Genomic DNA, 20,684 nt, shown 5'->3' with positions numbered 1-20,684 from the left:
CGGGGGAAGATGGGGAGTGCCGAGTCATCGGCCCGCGCCCGCCGCCGACGAAGGAGACACACGTGTCCACGGTTGACAGCTTCGGTGCCAAGAGCACCCTGACGGTCGGCAGCACCGACTACGAGATCTTCCGCATCGACAAGGTCGCGGGCTACGAGAAGCTCCCGTTCAGCCTCAAGGTGCTGCTCGAGAACCTCCTGCGCACCGAGGACGGCGCCAACGTCACGAAGGCGCAGATCGAGGCTCTCGGGTCGTGGGATCCGGATGCCGAGCCCGACACCGAGATCCAGTTCACGCCTGCGCGCGTGGTCATGCAGGACTTCACGGGCGTTCCGTGCATCGTCGACCTCGCGACGATGCGCGAGGCCGTGGCGGCCCTCGGCGGCGACCCGAAGCGCATCAACCCGCTCTCGCCCGCCGAGATGGTCATCGATCACTCCGTCATCGCCGACCTGTTCGGCACCGAGAACGCGCTCGAGCGCAACGTCGAGATCGAGTACGAGCGCAACGGCGAGCGCTACCAGTTCCTCCGCTGGGGCCAGACCGCGTTCGACGACTTCAAGGTCGTCCCGCCGGGCACCGGGATCGTCCACCAGGTGAACATCGAGCACCTGGCCAAGGTCATCTACGACCGCACCGTCGGCGGCGTGCTGCGGGCCTATCCCGACACGTGCGTCGGCACAGACTCGCACACCACGATGGTCAACGGCCTCGGTGTGCTCGGCTGGGGCGTCGGCGGCATCGAGGCCGAGGCCGCGATGCTCGGCCAGCCCGTCTCGATGCTGATCCCGCGCGTCGTCGGCTTCAAGCTCACCGGCTCGATCCCCACAGGCGTGACCGCGACCGACGTCGTGCTGACGATCACCGACATGCTGCGCAAGCACGGCGTCGTCGGCAAGTTCGTCGAGTTCTACGGCGAGGGCGTGGCCTCCGTCCCGCTCGCCAACCGCGCCACCATCGGCAACATGAGCCCTGAGTTCGGCTCGACGGCTGCGATCTTCCCGATCGACGACGTCACCGTCGACTACCTGCGCCTCACCGGACGCGACGAGCAGACCCTCGCCCTCGTCGATGCGTACGCCAAGGAGCAGCACCTCTGGCACGACGCCGCACACGAGCCGGCGTTCAGCGAGTACATGGAGCTCGACCTGTCGACCGTGGTGCCCTCGATCGCGGGGCCGAAGCGCCCGCAGGACCGCATCGAGCTGTCGCATTCCAAGCAGCAGTTCGAGGCCGACCTGCTCAACTACGCGGATGTCGAGCATGACCTCGTCGACCTCGAGATCGCCGAGTCGTTCCCCGCGTCCGACCCGCCCTCCAACAGCCCGGAGGACGAGCACAACGAGCATGTGCACGTGCACCACAGCCACGCGCCGGCGACGGCCTCCAAGCCGACGCGCGTGACCACGCCCGACGGCCAGTCGTACCTGCTCGACCACGGCGCCGTGACGATCGCGGCGATCACGTCCTGCACCAACACGTCGAACCCGTCGGTCATGCTCGCGGCCGGCCTGCTCGCCCGCAACGCGGTGAAGAAGGGCCTCAAGGCCAAGCCGTGGGTCAAGACCACCCTCGCACCCGGCTCGAAGGTCGTCACCGACTACTACGAGAAAGCGGGCCTGACGAAGGACCTCGAAGACCTCGGGTTCTACACCGTGGGTTACGGCTGCACCACGTGCATCGGAAACTCGGGCCCGCTCATCGACGAGGTGTCGGAGGCCGTCAACCAGAACGACCTCGCCGTCACCGCGGTTCTCTCGGGAAACCGCAACTTCGAGGGCCGCATCAACCCCGACGTCAAGATGAACTACCTGGCGTCGCCGCCGCTGGTCATCGCCTACTCGCTGGCCGGCTCGATGAACTTCGACTTCGAGGTCGACCCGCTCGGCAAGGACCAGAACGGCGAGGACGTCTTCCTCAAGGACATCTGGCCCGACGCCGCCGAGGTGCAGAAGACGATCGACGAGTCGATCAACCAGGACATGTTCACCACGCAGTACGAGACCGTGTTCGCGGGCGACGACCGCTGGCGGAACCTGCCGACGCCCACCGGCGACGTGTTCGAGTGGGATGCCGCATCCACCTACGTGCGCAAGCCCCCGTACTTCGACGGCATGACGATGGAGCTGACTCCGGTCGCCGACATCGCCGGCGCTCGGGTGCTCGCCACGCTCGGCGACTCGGTGACGACAGACCACATCAGCCCCGCCGGCAACATCAAGGCCGACAGCCCCGCCGGCCAGTACCTCACCGACCACGGCGTCGAGCGCAAGGACTTCAACTCGTACGGCTCTCGCCGCGGCAACCACGAGGTCATGATCCGCGGAACGTTCGCGAACATCCGCCTGAAGAACCTCCTCGTGAGCGCCGTCAACGACGGGGCTGTGGTCGAGGGCGGCTACACGCGCGACTTCACTCAGGAGGGCGGCCCGCAGTCGTACATCTACGATGCGAGCCAGAACTACCAGGCCGCGGGCGTGCCCCTCGTCATCTTCGGCGGCAAAGAGTACGGCTCCGGCTCGTCGCGCGACTGGGCGGCGAAGGGAACGAGCCTGCTCGGCGTCAAGGCCGTCATCACCGAGAGCTTCGAGCGCATCCACCGTTCGAACCTGATCGGCATGGGCGTCGTCCCGCTGCAGTTCCCCGCGGGTCAGAGCTGGCAGTCGCTGGGTCTGGACGGCACGGAGATCGTCTCGATCGCGGGCCTCGAGGAGCTCAACGAGGGCGTCACGCCCAAGACCGTCAAGGTGACGGCAGCCCCCAGCGAGTTCTCGCCCGAGGGAAAGCAGACGGTCGAGTTCGACGCAGTCGTCCGCATCGACACCCCCGGTGAGGCCGACTACTACCGCAACGGCGGCATCCTGCAGTACGTGCTTCGCTCGCTCGTCTGACGTATGCCTCTCACGAGTGGGCCGGGGGAACCTCCGACCCACTCGTCGTCGCGGGCGGGACGGCGCGTGCTCCGCCTGCCCCCCTCGCAGGGGCTGTCGAGCCGTCGTGGGTAGACTTGGCGAGGCATCCGACTGCGGGTGACCGTGAGCGTAGACGGCGAAGGGAGTGCGATGGCACTGCTGTCCTCCATCGCAGGACCCCGTGACCTCGACAGGCTCTCGCTCGCACAGCTCGACGAGCTCGCCGCCGAGGTCCGCGCGTTCCTGATCGAGAACGTGGCTCGCACAGGCGGGCACCTCGGTCCGAACCTCGGGGTCGTCGAGCTCACGATCGCGCTCCATCGGGTCTTCGACTCGCCGAACGACCCCGTGATCTTCGACACGGGTCACCAGTCGTACGTCCACAAGCTGCTGACCGGCCGTCAGGACTTCTCCGACCTGCGGGCGCGAGGAGGTCTCGCAGGCTACCCGCAGCGCTCGGAGAGCCCGCACGACGTCGTGGAGTCGTCCCATGCGTCGAGCTCGCTGAGCTGGGCCGACGGCCTTTCGCGGGCCCTCACCCGCACGGGCCGCAAAGACCGGCACGTCATCGCCGTCGTCGGCGACGGAGCTCTCACGGGCGGGATGACGTGGGAGGCGCTCAACAACATCTCCGACGACAACGACCGCAATCTCGTCATCATCGTGAACGACAACGGGCGGTCGTACGCACCCACGATCGGCGGCATGGCGCGGTATCTGAACCGCGTGCGCACGGCAGACACGTACCGCAACCTGCACCGCGGGTCGGACACGCTCTCGCGCAAGCTGGGCCCCGCGGCACGCGCCGTCTACCGCGGAGTCCGCGGGGGCACGCACGGTTTCCTGTCGCGATTCACGAACAACACCGAGCTGTATTCCAATCTCGACATCAAATACCTCGGCCCCGTCGACGGCCACGACCTCGGCTCGCTCATCGAGACTCTCGAGCTCGCGAAGGAGTACGGCGCGCCCGTCATCGTGCACGCCATCACGGAGAAGGGGCGCGGCTACCAGCCTGCGCTCGACGACGAGGCAGACCAGTTCCATGCCGTCGGGCGCATAGACCCGGTATCGGGCACGCCGGTCGGCAGCGCCGCGGGCGCCGGATGGACGGACGTGTTCGCCGAGGAGCTCGTCGCGATCGGCGAGGAGCGCGCCGACGTCATCGGCATGACGGCCGCCATGCTCCGCCCGACGGGACTGCTGCCCTTCGCGCAGCGATTCCCCGATCGCGTCTATGACGTCGGCATCGCCGAGCAGCACGCGGTCGCGTCCGCCGCCGGCCTGGCGTTCGGCGGGCTGCACCCTGTCGTCGCGATCTACGCGACGTTCATGAACCGCGCGTTCGACCAGGTGCTCATGGATGTCGCGCTGCACAAGGCCGGGGTCACGTTCGTCCTCGACCGCGCGGGTGTGACCGGTCCAGACGGCCCGAGTCACCACGGCATCTGGGATCTCGCGATGCTGCAGCTCGTGCCGCACATCCGCATGGCGGTGCCGCGCGACGCGGCTCGCCTGCGCGAGGAGCTGCGCGAAGCCGTCGCGGTGCACGATGCGCCGACCGTCCTGCGCTACCCCAAGGGTGCCGTGAGCCGCGATCTCCCCGCTGTGGAGCGCCTCGCGGACGGCGTGGACGTGCTCGCACGAGGCGAGGCGGAAGACGTCCTGCTCGTCGGGATCGGTCCCATGGCTCATCTCGCCGTCGATGTCGCCGAGCGCCTCGAGGCACAGGGTATCGGCGCGACCGTCGTCGATCCTCGCTGGGTCGTCCCCGTGCAGCCGTCGATCGTCGAGCTCGCGGCATCCCATCGTCTCGTCATCACGATCGAGGACGGCATCCGCGTCGGCGGCATCGGCACGCGCGTGCGTCAGGTGCTGAGGGAGTCGGGCGTCGACACGGCAGTCGACGAGCTCGGCCTCCCCGACGAGTTCATCGATCACGCGACGCGCGAGCAGATCCTCGAGGATGCCGGTCTCACGGCCGCGAAGATCGCCCAGAACATCGTCGCCCAGGTGCTCGGCACACGCCTTCCGGTCGCACGTCAGACGACGTCCGAGATCCCGATCGTGGGGGAGTGGGCCCGCAGTCGCGGCGACGCGTAGCGCTGGCGTTCGCCCCCTCGGAGCGCATCCTCGATCTCGGCGGCGCCGTCACGACGCCGCTCTGCCTGCACGACGAGGGGCTGCCGTCCTCGGCGGAACGACAGCCCCTCGCGGAGGGCCCGGATCAGCCCGCGATACCGGTGATGACCGGGTGGTGGAACGTGTCCGAGAAGACCCGCTTCGACGCGCCCTCTCGGTCGAGGTACGGTGAGGCGCCGCCGTCGATGAAGGGCCAGCCGGCGCCGAGGATGAGGCACAGGTCGATGTCTTCGACCTCAGGGACCACGCCCTCGTCGAGCATCAACCTGATCTCCTGCGCGAGGCCGTCCTGCACACGGCGGAGGATGTCCGCCTCGGTCGAAGGGTTCGAGCCGACAGCGCCCTTGAGCACCTTCTCCGCCGCCTTCGACCAGCCCGTGACGCGACCGGACTTGTCCTTCTCTACGACGTGCTCGAGCTCCGCGAGCCGATGGAAGTTCGCCGAGGCGAAGAACCGGTCGGGGAAGGCGCCCGCCATCGTGTCCTGCACGTGAGCGGCCACCTTCCAGCCGACGAGGTCGATCAGCTGGAACGGCGTCATGGGCAGGCCGAGCGGGCCGAAGGCCTTTTCGACCGTGAGCAGCGGCGTGCCCTCGTACACGGCACGTGCGGCCTCGCCCATGACCTTCGCGAGGAGGCGATTGACGACGAAGCCGGGCGCGTCCGCGGTCAGGACCGCGTTCTTGCCGAGTCCCTTCGCGACGACGAACGCGGTCGAGAGCGCGGCATCCGTCGTCTGCGGGGTCTTGACGATCTCGATGAGCGGCATGACGGCGACCGGGTTGAAGAAGTGGAACCCGACGAGGCGCTCGGGGTGCCGCAGCTTCGAGCCGATCTCCTCGACCGACAGGGACGACGTGTTGGTCGCGAGGATCGCGTCCTCCGCGACGATCTGCTCGATCTCGCCGAACACCTGCTGCTTGACGCCGACCTCCTCGAACACGGCCTCGATGACGAAGTCGCAGTCTGCGTACTCGCTCTTGTCGGTCGTGCCGTGGACGAGTCCGCGCAGCCTGTTGGCGGTGTCCCGGTCGAGACGTCCCTTCGCCTCGAGCTTGCCGATCTCGTCGTCGATGTACGCGAGGCCCTTGTCGACGCGCGCCTGGTCGAGGTCGGTGATCAGCACCGGCACCTGGAGCTTGCGGACGAACAGCAGCGCGAACTGGCTCGCCATGAGGCCCGCACCGATGATGCCGACCTTCGTGACGTTCTTCGCGAGCGCCTTGTCGGGGGCCCCGACAGGTCGCTTCGCACGCTTCTGCACGAGGTCGAACGCGTAGATGGATGCCGCGAACTGGTCGCCGGCGATGAGCTCGGCGAGGACGTCGTCCTCGCGGGCGAAGCCCTCGGCCTTGGTTCCGCTCTTCGCCTTGTCGAGCAGCTCGAGCGCGGCGTAGGGCGAGGTCGGGACCGTGCCGATCTTCGATTCGAGCATCCCGCGAGCCATCTTGATCGCGATGGGCCACTTCGTGAGGCGCTCGATCTTGCCGGGCTCGTTCTTGCGCTCGACCTTGATCGTGCCCGTGAGCACGCCGTCGGCCCACGCGAGGGAGTTCTCGAGATACGTCGCCGCGGGGAAGATCGCGTCGAAGATGCCGTAGTCGAACGCCTGCTGGGGCTTGAGCATCCGGTTCTGCTTGAGAGGATTCGAGATCACGACCTCGAGCGCGTTCTCGATGCCGATGAGGTTCGGCAGCAGGTAGGCGCCGCCCCAGCCAGGGATGATGCCGAGGAACACCTCGGGCAGCGCGATCGCCGCGGCCGAGGCATCCACCGTCCGATACGTGGAGTTCAGCGCGATCTCCAGTCCGCCGCCGAGCGCGAGCCCGTTGACGAACGCGAAGGTCGGAACGCCGAGCTCCGACAGCCCGCCCAGCACCTGGTGGCCGCGCTGCGTGACGAGCTTCGCGATCTCCTTGGACGGAAGGTGCGCGACCTCGCTGAGATCGGCGCCCGCCGCGAGGATGTACTGCTTGCCCGTGATGCCGACCGCGTGGATCTCGCCCGCAGCGGCGCGCGCCTTCAGCGCGTCGAGAGTCGCGCTCAGCTCCGTGAGCGTCGCCGGACCCAGGGTGTTGGGGCGCGTGTGATCGCGCCCGTTGTCGAGGGTGATGAGGGCGAGCACCTTGCCGGAGGCGAGGCGGATGTCGCGCACGGGCGAGTGCGTGACGACCTCGCGGTCGGAGAGCGCCTCGAGCGGCGAGAAGTCGATGTCGTCGTAGCTGGTCATCCGTATGCGTCCTACTTCTTCTTCTTGCCGTCGTAGTGCGGGTTCTCCCAGACGACCGAGCCGCCCTGGCCGAGGCCCACGCACATCGCCGTGAGGCCGTAGCGGACATCGGGACGCTCGGCGAACTGTGCCGCGAGCTGGATCATGAGGCGGACACCCGAGGCCGCCAGCGGGTGGCCGAGCGCGATCGCGCCGCCCCACTGGTTCACGCGCGGGTCGTCGTCGGCGATGCCGAAGTGGTCGAGCAGCGAGATCACCTGGATCGCGAACGCCTCGTTGAGCTCGAACAGGCCGATGTCGTGGATCGTGAGACCGGCCTTCTTGAGAGCCTTCTCGGTCGACGGGATCGGGCCGATGCCCATGATCTCGGGCTGCACGCCCGCGAACGCGAACGAGACGAGGCGCATCTTGGGGGCCAGACCGAGCTCCTTGACGGCTCCGCCGCCCGCGAGCAGCGACATCGTCGCGCCGTCCGTGAGGGGCGACGACGTGCCAGCGGTGACGCGGCCGTGCGGACGGAACGGCGTCTTGAGGGCTGCGAGGTCCTCCATCGTCGTCTGGGGGCGGCGGCCTTCGTCCTCCGTCGCGAGACCCCAGGCGCCCTCCGCATCCTTGATCGCGACCGTGACGAGGTCGGGCTGGAACTTGCCGGCGTCGTACGCGGCCTGCGCCTTGTGCTGGCTCAGCATGCCGAAGCGGTCCGAGCGCTCCTTCGTGAGGTGCGGGAAGCGGTCGAAGATGCGCTCGGCCGTCACGCCCATGTTGAGCGCTCCGGGGTCGACCATGCGCTCCGAGACGAAGCGCGGGTTGGGATCGGCGTTCGAGCCGATCGGGTGACGCCCCATGTGCTCGACGCCGCCCGCGAGGGCGACGTCGTACATCCCGATGCCGATCGAGCCCGCCATCGTCGTGACGCTCGTCATGGCGCCCGCGCACATGCGGTCGATCGCGAAGCCCGGGACGGACTGCGGGAGCCCCGCGAGGATCGCGACAGAGCGGCCGAGAGTCAGGCCCTGGTCGCCTGTCTGCGACGTCGCGGCGATCGCGACGTCGTCGATGCGGTCCTTCGGAACGTTCGGGTTGCGCTCCATGAGGCCGATGGTCGCCTTGACGGCGAGGTCATCGGCGCGGGTGTTCCAGTACTGGCCCTTCTCGCCGGCACGCCCGAACGGGGTTCGCATGCCATCGACGAAGAAGACGTCCGAAATCTCGGCCACATTGCCTCCAGAAAGTTGGGATGACCCCAGCCTAGGAAGGCGTGTCGCGGCGCCTTGCATCGGGTGGCGGAAACCTACGAACCGTCTTCCACGGCCTCCGAGAGCGCTTGCACGGAACTCACAAAGGCATCGGCGATCCCCTGTGCAGTCTGGTCAATCTGCCAGCGTCGCGCGCCGAGCTCGAGAAGGGCGTCTCCGACGGATGCCGCCGTGACCACAGCCGGCGGGCTCCAGGCGACCCGCCGCAGCAGCTCGGGGGTGAGGAGGTTCTCGGTGGGCATGCGCAACTGTTCCGCGAGCTGCTCGACGAGCGGTCGCGCCGCCTTGAGCCGCGCATCCGCCTCGGGGTTGCGGTCGGGCCACGCACGCGGCGGGGGGAGGGAGTCGCCGCCCGGCCCGCGCTCGGTCGGCAGGATCCTGTCGGAGCGACCCCGCTCGATCGCCGCCCACCACCGATCGAGCTCCGAGCGGCTGGCGCGGCCGGTGAACTCCCTCAGCTTCGCGAGATCCTGCTTGGTCGCCGGATCGGCCAGCACCGCGGCGACGAGCGACCGATCGGGGACGAGACGGCCGGGAGAGACATCCTGCTCCTGCGCGTACTCCTCTCGCGCCTCCCACAGCGATCGCGCGACGGCGAGAGATCGGCGGCCCCGCACGGTGTGCAGGCCGCTCAGGCGCCGCCAGGGCTCCTCGCGAGGCGGCTTGGGCACCCTCTCGAGCACGGCGCGGAACTCCTCCTCGGCGAACGCGGTCTTGCCCTGCTCTGCCAGCTCGGCGACGAGCACGTCGCGCACGTCCACGAGGTGCTCGACGTCGAGCGCGGCGTATTCGAGCCATGCCTGGGGGAGCGGGCGCGTCGACCAGTCCGAGGCGGAGTGCGCCTTCGCGAGCGTGACGCCGAGGGTATCCTCGACGACCGCTCCGAGACCGACGCGCTCGTGGCCGAGCAGGCGCGCCGCGAGCTCGGTGTCGAAGATCGACGACGGCTCGAGGCCGAGCTCTCTCAGCGAAGGCAGGTCCTGGCTCGCGGCGTGCAGGACCCACTCCTCGGCGCCGATCGCATCCGCGAGAGCCGTGAAGTCGCCGATGGCGGGAGGATCGAACAGGAAGACGCCCGCACCGCGGCGGAACACCTGCACGAGGTAGGCCCGCTGCGAGTACCGGAAGCCCGATGCCCGCTCGACGTCGACGGCGGCGGGGCCTACGCCCTGCGCGAGGGTGCGCGCGGCGGAGACGAGGGTCTCGGCATCCGAGATCACGATGTAGTCAGTCACGTGCCGTCCTGCGTGTTCCGAGGACCTCGATCCCCTCCGACCCCGGGGGCAGCCCCGCGAGCATGCATACGAGCTCCGCCCACGCCTCGACGTGCGGCCCGATCGGACCGCGCGGCGACCACGACGCGCGCAGCTCGATCTGCGCTCCGTCGCCTTCGTCGGCGAGCGATCCGAACCCCTTCGAGAGCGTCTTCGTCGCGGTGCCGGATGCCGCGTCATGCGCGGCGTGCCGCGAGTCGAGCGCGTCGACCAGCCACGCCCAGGCCACGTCGGTCAGAAGCGGGTCGATGCCGATGTCCGGCTCGAGGGGCGCCTGAGCGAAGCACACGATGCGCCACGCGCCGTTCCAGGCGGCGGGCTGCTCGGGGTCGTGCAGCAGGATCAGCCGGCCCGTGCCGTACGGCGAGTCGACGCCGTGCTCCTCCGGCCGGACGTCTCCTGCGAGAGCGAGAGACTCGGGCGCGAGCCCCTGCGGAGCGGGTATCTCGCGCACCGTGAAGTCGCTGCGGAACTCGACGGCGCGCACATCCGCCGCCGCGGCGGCGAACGACGCCGGAGTCGCGGGGGGACGGAGCGAGGCCACGCGGACAGACTAGAGTGAGGGTCCGATGGTAGTCCCCAGGCGCGCCGCATCACGCGGCGCCTCACCCGCTCTCGCCGCCGGGCTCCGCACTGCCCTCACAGGGCTGAGCGTCACGCTCGCCGGCGTGCTCTCGCTGCTCGCCCTCGCCTCCGTGCGGATGGCTCGGAAGGTCGTCACCCCGGCCGCGCGCGAGCCCGACACACGCATCGTCGGGCTCGACACGGCGGCCCAGACGATCACGCTGACCCGCACGCCCGACACGCGCCTGCCCGGCCGCTACGGCCTGTTCACGACCGGCTCCGAGCACTACCTCAAGCTCGGCTCGGTGCTCGCGGAGGACGGCGAGACCGTCAAGCGCAAGCTGCTCACGCACATCGGCGGACAGTCGCGCCTGGCCGCAGAGGCGGCCTTCAGCGGCTGGTACTTCTCGCGCCCCGAGGAGCTGCACCTCCCGTTCACCCCCGAGCTCGTCGGGTCGTCGCTCGGGCCGTGCCCCGCATGGCTCTTCCCCGCCGGCGACGAGGCGGTGCTCGAGCCCGACACCTGGGTCGTCCAGGTGCACGGGCGCGGCACGACGCGCGCCGAGTGCCTGCGCGCCGTCCCGGTCTTCCATGCGCTCGGCGTGACTTCGCTCGTCGTCTCGTACCGCAACGACGGCGAGGCTCCGCGCAGCCGTGCAGGAACGTACGCTCTCGGTGCGACGGAGTGGCGCGACGTGGATGCCGCGCTCGGGTTCGCGCGGCGGCGGGGCGCGAAGCGCGTCGTCCTGATGGGCTGGTCCATGGGCGGGGCGATCGCCCTGCAGGTCGCGCTCAACTCGGCGCACCGCGACCTCATCGCCGGCATCGTGCTGGACTCGCCCGTCATCGACTGGCGCATCGTGCTCGACTACCAGGCGCGTCTTCTCCACGTGCCCTCCGCCGTGACCGACCTCGCGATCGGCGCGCTCGGCGCGGACTGGGCAGCCCCCGTCACCCGCACGGGCGGCGGGATCCCGTTCGACCGTCTCGACGTCGTGGCCCGCGCGGGCGAGCTGCGGCATCCCGTGCTGATCCTGCACAGCGACGACGACGGCTTCGTGCCGTCGGATGCCTCGCACGACCTCGTCGTGGCGCGTCCCGATCTCGTGGAGATGCAGGTGTTCGACGTCGCGCGTCACACGAAGCTGTGGAACTACGACCAGGAGCGGTGGAGCGACAGCATCCGTTCGTGGTTCGATCGGCGCGTCCTCAGCGCAGCGCCCGCAGCCTCAGATAACTGAACCCCGCCTCGTCGACGAGGTGCCCCGCGACCTCGGCCGCCGCGCGTTCGGCGAGCCGGACGAAGGGCTTGTCGACGGGCTCGAGGGCCGGCGCGACGGTGACGCAGAACTCGTCGATGAGCCCCGCGTTCGCGAACTGCGACGCGAGGGAGGGACCGCCTTCGCACACGATGCGCGTCAGTCCCCGCCCGCGCAGCGCGGCCACGATCGCACCCGGCTGGAGCCGTTCGGAGCCTGGGACGCCGAGCACCTGCACGCCGAGCGAACGGGTCGACTCGGCGAGCTCGTCGGCGCGTCGCTGCGGGCAGACGAGGATGACGCGGCCCGGCGTCGCGCCCTGCTCGAGGCGCAGGCGGTGCCCGGCCAGATCACCCGACGACGTGACGATCGCGAGCCGCACGGAACGCGGGACCACGTACCCCTCGGCGCGGACGCTCTGCGCGCCGACGAGCACGACGTCCGCCTCCGCACGGATCACGCCGAGGATCCGTCGGTCGACGCGGTTCGTGAGCGTCTCGCTCGTGCCGTCCGCGCCGGACGCCGAGCCCGTGAGGCTCGTGATCATGTTGAGCCGCACATAGGCGGCATCCTCCCGCGCGTAGCGCGTGCGCAGCCACGCGCGCGCCTCGTCCGTCGAGGCGTCGACTGCGTCGAGTGTGCGCGGGACGATCTCGGTGACGATCATCCGAGCTCAGGCCGCCTGCTTGGCCCGGACCTGCCGCTTCGCACGCATGAGCATGCCGGTCATGCCGGCGATCCGCAGCGGCGAGACGGCCCGCGTGAGCCCGATCGACTGCGGATAGTCGTCGGGGATGCCGAGCACCTCGTCGACGCTGAGCCCCGCGATGCCCTGCACGAGGATGCTCGCGAACCCGCGTGTCGTCGGCGCCTCCCGGGGCGCCGTCGCGTGCATCGCGACCCTGCCGTCCCCGTCGACGTCGACGACGATGTAGACGGGGGACTGGCATTCGACGACCCGCTCGCACAGCTCCGGGTGGCCCTCGTACTCGGCGGGGACCGCCGGCAGCTCGTTCGAGAACTCGAGCAGAAGCTGCAGCCGGTCGGGCTCGTCGAGCTCGAGGAACTCGTCGCGGATCTCGGCCAGGGTCGCGGGCAGGACGGTGTCGGTCATCCCCGCCATCCTCCCACGCCTCGCGGGCTCAGGCGCTGGCGGCCGACCGCTCGGACTGCGCGACCGAGCCCGGCTCGGCGCCCGCGACGATCGGCACGCGCACGGCGCTGCCCCACTCGGTCCACGAGCCGTCGTAGTTGCGGACGTCCTGGAAGCCCAGCAGGTGCTTCAGCACGAACCACGTGTGGCTCGACCGCTCGCCGATGCGGCAGTAGGCGACGATCGCGTCTCCGTCTGACAGGCCCGCCTCTCCCCGGTAGATCGCGTCGAGCTCTGCGCGAGGCTTGAATCCGCCGTCCTCCGCGACGGCCCGGGCCCACGGCACGCTCTGCGCAGTCGGGATGTGCCCCGCACGCAGCGCGCCCTCCTCGGGATAGGCGGGGGCCGACGTGCGCGAGCCGTCGTACTCCTCGGGCGAGCGCACGTCGATGAGCGGGCCGCGGCCGAGATGGGCGAGCACATCGTCCTTGTAGGCGCGCAGGACGGAGTCGTCGCGTTCGACGACGGGGTACGCGGTGACATCGCGCACCGTCGCGTCGGTCGTGATGGGACGGCCCTCCGCGATCCACTTGTCGCGGCCGCCGTCGAGCAGGCGCACGTCCTCGTGCCCGAACAGGGAGAAGACCCACAGGGCGTACGCGGCCCACCAGTTGTTCTTGTCGCCGTAGACGACCACGGTGTCGTCGCGCGCGATGCCCTTCCGCGACAGCAGCTCGGCGAACCCCTCGCCGTCGACGTAGTCGCGCACGACGGGGTCGTTGAGCTCCGTGTGCCAGTCGACCTTGACGGCGCCGGGGATGTGGCCCGTCTCGTACAGCAGGACGTCCTCGTCGGACTCGACGACGACCAGACCCGGCTGTCCCAGGCGCGCTTCGAGCCATTCGCCCGTCACGAGCCTGCCGGGCTCTGCATACTCGGCGAACTTCGCGGACGACGAATCGAGCTCGACGGTCATGGCTGCTCCTCGGAGGGGTGACGGCGGGGCGACGGTAGGGTGGAACGGTCGATTCCGACGATAGATTCCCCGGCGATGGCTCGCATCATCGTCGTCACGATGCGACACAGGACCACGCCATGACCTCCACCGCGACCGCCGCCGGCATCGTGCACCTCGTCGAGCGCACGCCGCAGGTGAGCGGCGCCGAGATGGTCGCCGCCCTCGTGCCGCCGCCCCAGTTCGACGGGGCGACCTTCGAGACGTACCGCGCCGACGCCGCGTTCCCCTCTCAGCAGGACGCGAAGGACGCGCTCATCTCCTTCTGCGGGTCGGGTGCCCCCGCCGAGCGTGGCGGCGGGCTCTTCCGCCGCGCCAAGAAGGGTCCGCAGCTCAAGCCCGGCGTCTACCTCGACGGCGGATTCGGCGTCGGCAAGACCCATCTGCTCGCATCGATCTACCACGCGATGCCGGCGCGCCGGAAGTACTTCGGCTCCTTCATCGAATACACGGCCCTCGTCGGGGCGCTCGGCTACCAGAACACGGTCGAGCTGTTCCGCGGCTCGGATCTGCTCTGTATCGACGAGTTCGAGCTCGACGACCCGGGAGACACGATGGTCATGACGCGCCTGCTGGGCGAGCTCGTGACGAGCGGCACCCGGCTGGCGGCGACATCCAACACTCCTCCCAACGCGCTCGGCGAGGGCCGGTTCGCGGCGCAGGACTTCCTCCGCGAGATCCACGCCATGGCGGCGAGCTTCGACACGATACGCATCGACGGGACCGACTATCGGCAGCGTGCGCTCGACGGGCACGCCGTCGTGCTGACGGAGCCTCAGTACGAGAGCGCGCTGACGGATGCCGCGGCCCGCTCGCTCGCGTCGGACGACACGTTCGCGGGGCTCGTCGCCCATCTCGCGCGCGTGCACCCGAGCCGCTACATCCGGCTCATCGACGGGCTCGAGACGATCGGCATCCGCGACGTCCACGAGCTCGACGACCAGTCCAGCGCCCTGCGACTCGTCGCGTTCGTCGACCGCGCGTACGACGCGCAGATCCCGATCAGGGCGACAGGCGTCCCGCTCGACCGGGTGTTCGGCGCCGAGATGCTCGCCGGGGGATATCGGAAGAAGTATCTGCGCGCGATCTCGCGCCTCAACGCCCTCACCCACGAGTGACGAAGGGTTTCGGGAGCCGACTCGCGGCATCCCGAAACCTGATGTTTACGCAGCACGCACCCACGTAACCGCCGCGAAACACGACACGCATGCCTCTCGAAACGGTGTGTCACGAAACTGGGCCCCAGCCCCGAGCGCCGCCACCCGAATGCGGCCCCTGCGGGACCTTGAGTAACACGACACATGGATGAGGATTCTCATGGACAGCGGTAACCTCGCCTGGTCCGTCGCCGCGACGGCACTAGTGCTTTTCATGACGCCGGGAGTGGCGTTCTTCTACGGCGGCCTCGTCAAGGCGAAGAGCGTCGTCAGCATGATGATGATGAGCTTCGGCGCGCTCGGACTCGTCAGCGTTCTGTGGATCCTCTACGGAGCCAACATGAGCGCCGTCGACACCCCCTGGGCGTTCGCCGGCAACCCGTTCTCCGACTTCGGCCTCAGCGGGGCCGACAGCGACACGCTCGTCGGCGTGACGTACGGCGCGACCTTCGCCATCATCACCGTTGCGCTCATCTCCGGCGCGATCGCCGACCGCGCCAAGTTCGGGTCGTGGATCATCTTCGCGGGCATCTGGGCGACGCTGGCGTACTTCCCGATCGCCGCATGGGTCTGGGGCGGCGGCTGGATCATGAGCCTCGGCGACACCTTCGGCTTCTCGACGAGCGTGATCGACTACGCGGGCGGCACGGCCGTCCACATCAACGCCGGTGCCGCTGCCCTCGCGCTCGCGCTGGTGCTGGGCAAGCGCATCGGGTTCCAGAAGGGCATCCAGAAGCCGCACAACGTCCCGCTCGTCCTCCTGGGCGCCTCCATCCTGTGGTTCGGCTGGTTCGGCTTCAACGCGGGCGCTGAAGGCACTGCCGGGCTCCTCGGAACGCCCGACTCGAGCGTCGGACTCATCATCGTGAACACTCTCGGTGCGACCGCTGCCGCCGTGCTGGGCTGGCTCGTGGTCGAGAAGTTCAAGGACGGCAAGGCGACGTCCGTCGGAGCGGCCTCGGGCGCCGTCGCGGGCCTCGTGGCGATCACCCCGTCCTGCGCGAACCTGACCCCCGGCTGGGCGCTCCTGCTCGGAGTCATCGCGGGTGCCGTCTGCGCTCTCGCGGTGGAGCTGAAGTGGAAGCTCGGTTTCGACGACTCGCTCGACGTGGTGGGCGTCCACCTGGTCGGCGGTCTCCTCGGAACCCTGTACCTCGGCTTCTTCGCCACGGGCACGGGCCTCTTCCTCGGCGGAGGCTGGGAGCAGCTGGTCCTTCAGGCGATCGCGGCGTTCGGCGTGCTGATCTACTCGTTCGTCGTCGCCTACGTCATCGGCTTCGCGATCGAGAAGACCCTCGGATTCCGCATCAAGAACGAGGACGAGCTCGCGGGCGTCGACACGGCAGTCCACGGCGAAGAGGGCTACCTCATCGACGAGCGCGCCTGACCTCCTCTCTACACAGCAGCCGAGGGGCGCCGCGGGTCACCGCGGCGCCCCTCGCGCGTGCCCGGACCGGCGTCGCGTGGCGGCTAGGGTGACGGATGTGACACAGCGACAGGGAATCCTCGGCGCCATCGCAGGGCTGTTCGGCGGGTCCTCCCGCAGCCACGCGGCCGCACGCGCCCGCGTGGCTCAGGAACAGGATGCCGAGCCCGGCCGGTCGGGGCCCACGGCCACGCTCGAGATCGAGCCGCCCGCACGCGACGGGCTGCGCATCACGTACACCCCTGACAAGGACGGCGATCCCGACGCGGGCGAAGTGGTCTGGACATGGGTTCCGTATGACGAGCGGGACGGACGTGGCAAGGACCGCCCCGTCCTCGTGATCGGCCGCCAGAGCGTCGAGCGGGTCTACGCCGTGCGCCTGACGAGCAAGTCGCACGAGGGCAGTCGCGACTTCCTCTCGATCGGCCCGGGGTCGTGGGACTCCCAGGGGCGTCCGTCGTGGATCGACATCGAGCAGATCTACAGCGTGCACGCCGACGGCATGCGGCGCGAGGCATCCGTCCTCGATCTGGACAGGTTCGTCGTCGTCGCCAACGCGCTGCACCGTCGCTACGGGTGGGATGCCGGACGCTGACACGCCGAAGCTCGCGGGCCGAAACACAGAACACCCGCGGCGTTGCGCGGGTGTCAGCTGTGGGCGATGCCAGACTCGAACCGACGACCTCGTCCGTGTGAAGGAGCGAAGGGCCATCCTCTTGAGTCCCAGTGAGTCCCGTTCCGCCCCGGAATATCAAGGGTTGGGAGCGGACTCATCCCGTTCCGTCACGGCCGCTCACGTCGTCTCCCCGCGAGTCTGTCCACACTGAGTCCACACACTCCGCCAAGATGAGCGCGTGACCAACGCCAAGCCTCCGAAAGCACGGAAGCGGCGTTCGACACGCACGGTAGGCGGCTGGCTAGTCGCCGGCGCATTCCTGCTGACGGTCGCCCTCGCCTTCATCCCGACTGGTGAGGGATGGGGGATCACCGTCGGGGTGATTCTCGTCCTGGTCGCGGGCGGCCTGCAGTTCGGCGGGGCCTTCATGTTTGACAAGGCTGGCCGGGCCGATCCATCGCTAGCAAACGCGGCGGTCGGGCGTCTCTTGTTGCTAACCTCGCAGGCCCGGCGCGCGCGCGTTCGCGCTGAGAACGCGTTTGCCACGGAGACGGGGACGAAGTTGAGGTCTTCAGTTGGTCAACTCAGCGTGGAACTGTCCTACCTGGAAGAGGGCATGAGCGCTTCTGCGCAGGACTGGGCGCTCTTCCATCCCGACGCTATCGCGCGTCTCGCGGAGGAAGATCAGAAGCAAGAACCGGAGGAGCCGTCGTGAGTCGCATCGAAGGCAAGGTAGCCACCGTCCTGAACGAACGTGAACTCGTCCTGAATGTCGGCGCGGAGGAAGGCGTCGAAATCGGAATGAGATTCAAGATCCTCTACCCAGGCGGAATCGAGATCACGGACCCGGACACCAACGAACCGCTAGGGAACGTCGAGTGGCCGAAGACCGAAGTAAAGGTCGTCAGCGTACAGCCGCACATGGCGGTCGGTCGGACCTTCCGCACGGTCACCATCCCCGAGGTAGGCACCCCGTACCTTTCAGCCTTCCGTGCGGCCAGCCTTCTCGGATATGACGCGAACTATCAACCCGCCAAGGAGGTCGTGGAGACCCTCAGGTCTAGCGACGGCTTCGCTGAGAAGGAACTGGACGCATCCGAATCTGTCGTTCAGCGTGGCGACCCGGCAGTCCAGGTCGTTCCCCTTCCGAAGAAGGCCAAGAACCCTGAGGCTGAAGAGGGCTACTGAGGGGCGCGCATGAGCCCCACCAGGCTCAATGCGCGCCCTGCCATCAGTCGCCAGGCTGATCTTCTGAATCGCCGCCGCGTTGGGGAACGCGAAGGACACGCGCATGGTCGCGCGAATCGCTGTGCGGTCGCTGGTGAACTACACGGAGCGGTGCACAGCCAGGTCCACGTCGTTCCGACGCACGATGATCGCGCGGACACGGGGGATGCCCACACGGTGCCCGTTGTCGCGGCCGAGGACACGAACAGGGGCACGCCCTGAATGAGCCGCTGTGGACCCCGGGGCAGGTGTCCGCGTTCGTCATCGCGGCGGGGGAGTCGAGCATGCTCCAGTTCTACGAACTCGCCCTGTACACGGGCCTGAGGCGCGGCGAACTTGCGGGGCTCCGCTGGTCGGACGTGGACGTGCCGGGGAAGGTGCTCCATGTGCACACCAACCGCTGCAGGTCGCACGGCGCGGGGGAGGCTACCGCGCGAACGTGTCGGAGGGTACGGCGAAGAGCCGAGCCAGGCAGGGCCGACAGGTGGGGGCTGGGACCGCGTGCGCTTCGTGCAGTCAGGGGTCAGCGTCTCGCGCAGAACGCGCCACATGTCGCGGCTGGTGAAGCGTGGGAGGAGTCGGGCTGGGTGTAACCAGCGATTCCGTCCACGCAGCGCCGTTCTGAGCGCGCGAAAAAGCCCCGTTCACTCGCCGCTTCCGTGTGATTCCGGGGCAATACTTCTGTGGGCGATGCCGGACTCGAACCGACGACCTCTTCCGTGTGAAGGAAGCGCGCTACCAACTGCGCCAATCGCCCATGATCCGTGAGGACCGAGTCTCGATCCTACCCGATGGGGGAGCCGCTGACGAACCGTCCGAGCGGGACACGCGCGGGCGTCCGCCGGTTTGTGAGTTGGAGAATCGTCGGCTAAAGTCATTCAAGTGCCCGGGACACCGGGAACGAAATGCGGATGTAGCGCAGTTGGTAGCGCATCACCTTGCCAAGGTGAGGGTCGCGAGTTCGAGTCTCGTCATCCGCTCGAGTGCAGGGATCCCCTCGGGGACCATGGCACGTGGGGTCAAACCACACGCGGTGGCGTGGCCGAGCGGCTAGGCACCGGCCTGCAAAGCCGTTTACACGGGTTCGAATCCCGTCGCCACCTCCACTCCCGGTCCCGACCGGAGCACGACCTCGGGCGATTGGCGCAGCGGTAGCGCGCTTCCCTGACACGGAAGAGGTCACTGGTTCGATCCCAGTATCGCCCACCACTCGAAGCCCCCGGAACCCCGGGGGTTTTCTGCTTCTCCGGCATCCTCGCGCGCTAGGCTCGCCACCATGGCGAAGCTCGTGCTCACGCTCGTCGGCGAGGACCGCGCAGGACTCGTCCAGGCCGTCGCGGACGTCATCGCGGCACACGGCGGCAACTGGGAGCGCAGCGAGCTCGCCGAGCTCGCAGGGGCCTTCGCAGGCGTCGTGCTCGTATCCGTGCCAGAGGACAGGCTCGCCGACCTCACGACCGAGCTCGAAGGGCTCCGCGGCATCCTGAACATCACTCCGCACGCGGGCGCCGCCGACGCCCCGCCGGGTGGCGAGCGGTTCGTCTTCACGGTGCTCGGCAACGATCGCCCGGGCATCGTGCGGGAGGTGACGCGGGCGCTCGTCGGGCGCGGGCTCAGCATCGACCGGTTCACGAGCCGCACGCTCGACGCGCCCATGTCGGGCGGCACGCTGTTCGAGGCCGTGGTCAGCGTGCGAGTGACCCCGGATGCCGACGTCGCGGCCGCGACGGCCGATCTCGAGCGGCTCGCGGGCGAGATCCAGGTCGACCTGACGGTCGGCTGACCGTTCGAGATGACGACGCTCGCGGACGGCATCCGCTCTGCGCTCCGCGCCTCGGGCGACCCCGCGCGCGCTGCGGCGCAGCAGGCGTACATGAAGTCGGCGATGGCCTTCCACGGCACGACGCTCCCCGAGACCCGCCGGCTCGTGCGCGCCGCCGTCGCGGGGGAGACGGATGCCGCGACCCTGCGCGCAGCGGCTGCCGACCTGTGGGACGCGGCATCCCATCGCGAAGAGCGCTATGCGGCGCTGGCGATCCTCGCGCTGCGGCCCTTCCGCGGCGATCTCGGTCTCGTGCCTCTCATCGAGCACATGGTGCGCACGGGGCAGTGGTGGGATTTCACAGACGACCTCGCGCACCGGCTCGCCGACCTGCACGACGCGCACCCCGTCGAGACCGCCGCCCTTGTGCGCCTGTGGAGCGTCGACGCCGACCTCTGGATGCGCCGGATCGCGATCATCTCGCAGCTGGGGCGGCGCGACCGGGTCGATTCCGCGCTGCTGGCGGACGTGATCGAGCCGAATCGCACGGACTCGGAGTTCTTCATCCGGAAGGCGATCGGATGGGCGCTGCGCGAGTACGCCCGCATCGCCCCGGACTGGGTGCGCGCCTACGTGGAGACCCACGACCTGAGCCCGCTGAGCAGTCGGGAAGCCCTCAAGCACCTCTGACCCCGCCCTCGGTCTCCCGCGGCGCCGAGCCTGGACATCGCCTGAGTGATCCCTGTGAGCA

The 20,684-nt window shown here is 69.1% G+C and carries 18 protein-coding genes and 4 tRNA genes; 14 read left to right on the top strand and 8 right to left on the bottom strand.

Annotation, left to right across the window (positions count from 1 at the left end; all coding sequences use genetic code 11):
* Nucleotides 1-62 precede the first annotated feature (62 nt).
* Both acnA and dxs read left to right on the top strand, forming a co-directional pair.
* Nucleotides 63-2,891 (top strand): aconitate hydratase AcnA, encoded by a 2,829-nt coding sequence (acnA, locus tag FHS08_RS14350; protein WP_167040565.1) that lies wholly within the window; start codon nucleotides 63-65, stop codon nucleotides 2,889-2,891.
* Nucleotides 2,892-3,062: 171 nt separating this feature from the next.
* Nucleotides 3,063-5,015 (top strand): 1-deoxy-D-xylulose-5-phosphate synthase, encoded by a 1,953-nt coding sequence (gene dxs, locus FHS08_RS14345; RefSeq protein ID WP_167040562.1) that lies wholly within the window; start codon nucleotides 3,063-3,065, stop codon nucleotides 5,013-5,015.
* A gap of 124 nt (nucleotides 5,016-5,139) precedes the next feature.
* Here the strand turns inward: dxs and FHS08_RS14340 are convergent, their stop codons facing one another.
* The 4 genes from FHS08_RS14340 to FHS08_RS14325 all read right to left on the bottom strand — a co-directional run bounded on the left by FHS08_RS14340 (nucleotide 5,140) and on the right by FHS08_RS14325 (nucleotide 10,358).
* On the bottom strand, nucleotides 5,140-7,284 hold the full coding sequence (locus FHS08_RS14340; protein ID WP_167040560.1) for a 3-hydroxyacyl-CoA dehydrogenase NAD-binding domain-containing protein: 2,145 nt from the start codon (nucleotides 7,282-7,284) through the stop codon (nucleotides 5,140-5,142).
* 11 nt (nucleotides 7,285-7,295) lie between these two features.
* Nucleotides 7,296-8,501, bottom strand: coding sequence for an acetyl-CoA C-acyltransferase (locus FHS08_RS14335; RefSeq protein WP_167040558.1), 1,206 nt, complete (start codon nucleotides 8,499-8,501; stop codon nucleotides 7,296-7,298).
* Between the two features lie 74 nt (nucleotides 8,502-8,575).
* Complete coding sequence (locus tag FHS08_RS14330) at nucleotides 8,576-9,775, bottom strand: HRDC domain-containing protein (protein WP_167040556.1); 1,200 nt, start codon at nucleotides 9,773-9,775, stop codon at nucleotides 8,576-8,578.
* Entirely contained in the window at nucleotides 9,768-10,358 is a 591-nt protein-coding gene (locus tag FHS08_RS14325) for a DUF3000 family protein (protein WP_167040554.1), read from the bottom strand. The genes FHS08_RS14330 and FHS08_RS14325 overlap by 8 nt, the downstream gene beginning before the upstream one ends.
* A 25-nt stretch (nucleotides 10,359-10,383) precedes the next feature.
* Between FHS08_RS14325 and FHS08_RS14320 the strand changes: the two genes are divergently transcribed.
* A complete protein-coding gene (locus tag FHS08_RS14320) occupies nucleotides 10,384-11,619 on the top strand; it encodes an alpha/beta hydrolase family protein (protein ID WP_167040552.1) in 1,236 nt (411 codons plus the stop codon).
* On the opposite strand, the gene FHS08_RS14315 is transcribed toward FHS08_RS14320, so the two are convergent.
* Genes FHS08_RS14315 through FHS08_RS14305 form a run of 3 tightly spaced genes read right to left on the bottom strand, consistent with a single transcriptional unit; the run spans nucleotide 11,588 to nucleotide 13,706 of the window.
* Nucleotides 11,588-12,304 (bottom strand): RibD family protein, encoded by a 717-nt coding sequence (locus tag FHS08_RS14315; RefSeq protein WP_167040550.1) that lies wholly within the window; start codon nucleotides 12,302-12,304, stop codon nucleotides 11,588-11,590. The genes FHS08_RS14320 and FHS08_RS14315 overlap by 32 nt on opposite strands.
* Before the next feature lie 6 nt (nucleotides 12,305-12,310).
* Nucleotides 12,311-12,751: a SufE family protein gene (locus tag FHS08_RS14310; protein ID WP_167040548.1), complete on the bottom strand. Its 441-nt coding sequence runs from the start codon at nucleotides 12,749-12,751 to the stop codon at nucleotides 12,311-12,313.
* 28 nt (nucleotides 12,752-12,779) lie between these two features.
* A complete protein-coding gene (locus tag FHS08_RS14305; RefSeq protein ID WP_167040546.1) occupies nucleotides 12,780-13,706 on the bottom strand; it encodes a sulfurtransferase in 927 nt (308 codons plus the stop codon).
* A gap of 119 nt (nucleotides 13,707-13,825) precedes the next feature.
* On the opposite strand from FHS08_RS14305, the gene zapE reads away from it, so the two are divergent.
* The 6 genes from zapE (at nucleotide 13,826) to FHS08_RS17350 (ending at nucleotide 18,764) form a co-directional block, all read left to right on the top strand.
* Nucleotides 13,826-14,863: a cell division protein ZapE gene (gene zapE, locus FHS08_RS14300; protein ID WP_167040544.1), complete on the top strand. Its 1,038-nt coding sequence runs from the start codon at nucleotides 13,826-13,828 to the stop codon at nucleotides 14,861-14,863.
* A gap of 199 nt (nucleotides 14,864-15,062) precedes the next feature.
* Nucleotides 15,063-16,289, top strand: a complete 1,227-nt coding sequence (locus FHS08_RS14295; protein WP_167040542.1) for an ammonium transporter — start codon at nucleotides 15,063-15,065, stop codon at nucleotides 16,287-16,289.
* A 97-nt stretch (nucleotides 16,290-16,386) separates the two neighbouring features.
* Nucleotides 16,387-16,923: a type II toxin-antitoxin system PemK/MazF family toxin gene (locus FHS08_RS14290; protein WP_167040540.1), complete on the top strand. Its 537-nt coding sequence runs from the start codon at nucleotides 16,387-16,389 to the stop codon at nucleotides 16,921-16,923.
* 259 nt (nucleotides 16,924-17,182) lie between these two features.
* Nucleotides 17,183-17,659, top strand: coding sequence for a hypothetical protein (locus tag FHS08_RS14285; protein WP_167040537.1), 477 nt, complete (start codon nucleotides 17,183-17,185; stop codon nucleotides 17,657-17,659).
* The gene (locus FHS08_RS14280) at nucleotides 17,656-18,132 is read left to right on the top strand and encodes a hypothetical protein (protein ID WP_167040535.1); all 477 of its coding nucleotides are present in this window, start codon (nucleotides 17,656-17,658) and stop codon (nucleotides 18,130-18,132) included. Before FHS08_RS14285 ends, FHS08_RS14280 begins: the two co-directional genes overlap by 4 nt.
* A 323-nt stretch (nucleotides 18,133-18,455) precedes the next feature.
* Nucleotides 18,456-18,764: a tyrosine-type recombinase/integrase gene (locus FHS08_RS17350; RefSeq protein WP_167040533.1), complete on the top strand. Its 309-nt coding sequence runs from the start codon at nucleotides 18,456-18,458 to the stop codon at nucleotides 18,762-18,764.
* Between the two features lie 91 nt (nucleotides 18,765-18,855).
* Here FHS08_RS17350 and FHS08_RS14270 read toward each other — a convergent pair.
* Nucleotides 18,856-18,928: transfer RNA gene (locus tag FHS08_RS14270), tRNA-Val, on the bottom strand.
* 150 nt (nucleotides 18,929-19,078) lie between these two features.
* On the opposite strand from FHS08_RS14270, the gene FHS08_RS14265 reads away from it, so the two are divergent.
* The 5 genes from FHS08_RS14265 (at nucleotide 19,079) to FHS08_RS14245 (ending at nucleotide 20,623) form a co-directional block, all read left to right on the top strand.
* Nucleotides 19,079-19,151 (top strand) — tRNA-Gly (locus tag FHS08_RS14265).
* Between the two features lie 52 nt (nucleotides 19,152-19,203).
* Nucleotides 19,204-19,277, top strand: a tRNA-Cys gene (locus tag FHS08_RS14260).
* Nucleotides 19,278-19,305: 28 nt separating this feature from the next.
* Nucleotides 19,306-19,380 (top strand) — tRNA-Val (locus FHS08_RS14255).
* 67 nt (nucleotides 19,381-19,447) lie between these two features.
* Nucleotides 19,448-19,954, top strand: a complete 507-nt coding sequence (locus tag FHS08_RS14250) for a glycine cleavage system transcriptional repressor (RefSeq protein ID WP_167040531.1) — start codon at nucleotides 19,448-19,450, stop codon at nucleotides 19,952-19,954.
* A gap of 9 nt (nucleotides 19,955-19,963) precedes the next feature.
* Nucleotides 19,964-20,623 (top strand): DNA alkylation repair protein, encoded by a 660-nt coding sequence (locus tag FHS08_RS14245; protein ID WP_167040528.1) that lies wholly within the window; start codon nucleotides 19,964-19,966, stop codon nucleotides 20,621-20,623.
* Nucleotides 20,624-20,684: the final 61 nt, after the last annotated feature.

Source organism: Microbacterium ulmi (assembly GCF_011759705.1).
Classification (GTDB): Bacteria; Actinomycetota; Actinomycetes; order Actinomycetales; family Microbacteriaceae; genus Microbacterium; species Microbacterium ulmi.
Note: the sequence above shows the minus strand (reverse complement) of the source record. Positions and strands in the feature narration are given on the sequence as shown.

Bases quoted from the DNA above. Each gene is read 5' to 3' on its own strand.
- dxs (WP_167040562.1), top strand. From the start codon at position 3,063: ATGGCACTGCTGTCCTCCATCGCAGGACCCCGTGACCTCGACAGGCTC.
- FHS08_RS14340 (WP_167040560.1), bottom strand. From the start codon at position 7,284: ATGACCAGCTACGACGACATCGACTTCTCGCCGCTCGAGGCGCTCTCC.
- FHS08_RS14320 (WP_167040552.1), top strand. From the start codon at position 10,384: ATGGTAGTCCCCAGGCGCGCCGCATCACGCGGCGCCTCACCCGCTCTC.
- FHS08_RS14315 (WP_167040550.1), bottom strand. From the start codon at position 12,304: ATGATCGTCACCGAGATCGTCCCGCGCACACTCGACGCAGTCGACGCC.
- FHS08_RS14310 (WP_167040548.1), bottom strand. From the start codon at position 12,751: ATGACCGACACCGTCCTGCCCGCGACCCTGGCCGAGATCCGCGACGAG.
- FHS08_RS14305 (WP_167040546.1), bottom strand. From the start codon at position 13,706: ATGACCGTCGAGCTCGATTCGTCGTCCGCGAAGTTCGCCGAGTATGCA.
- zapE (WP_167040544.1), top strand. From the start codon at position 13,826: ATGACCTCCACCGCGACCGCCGCCGGCATCGTGCACCTCGTCGAGCGC.
- FHS08_RS14295 (WP_167040542.1), top strand. From the start codon at position 15,063: ATGGACAGCGGTAACCTCGCCTGGTCCGTCGCCGCGACGGCACTAGTG.
- FHS08_RS17350 (WP_167040533.1), top strand. From the start codon at position 18,456: ATGCTCCAGTTCTACGAACTCGCCCTGTACACGGGCCTGAGGCGCGGC.
- FHS08_RS14250 (WP_167040531.1), top strand. From the start codon at position 19,448: ATGGCGAAGCTCGTGCTCACGCTCGTCGGCGAGGACCGCGCAGGACTC.
- FHS08_RS14245 (WP_167040528.1), top strand. From the start codon at position 19,964: ATGACGACGCTCGCGGACGGCATCCGCTCTGCGCTCCGCGCCTCGGGC.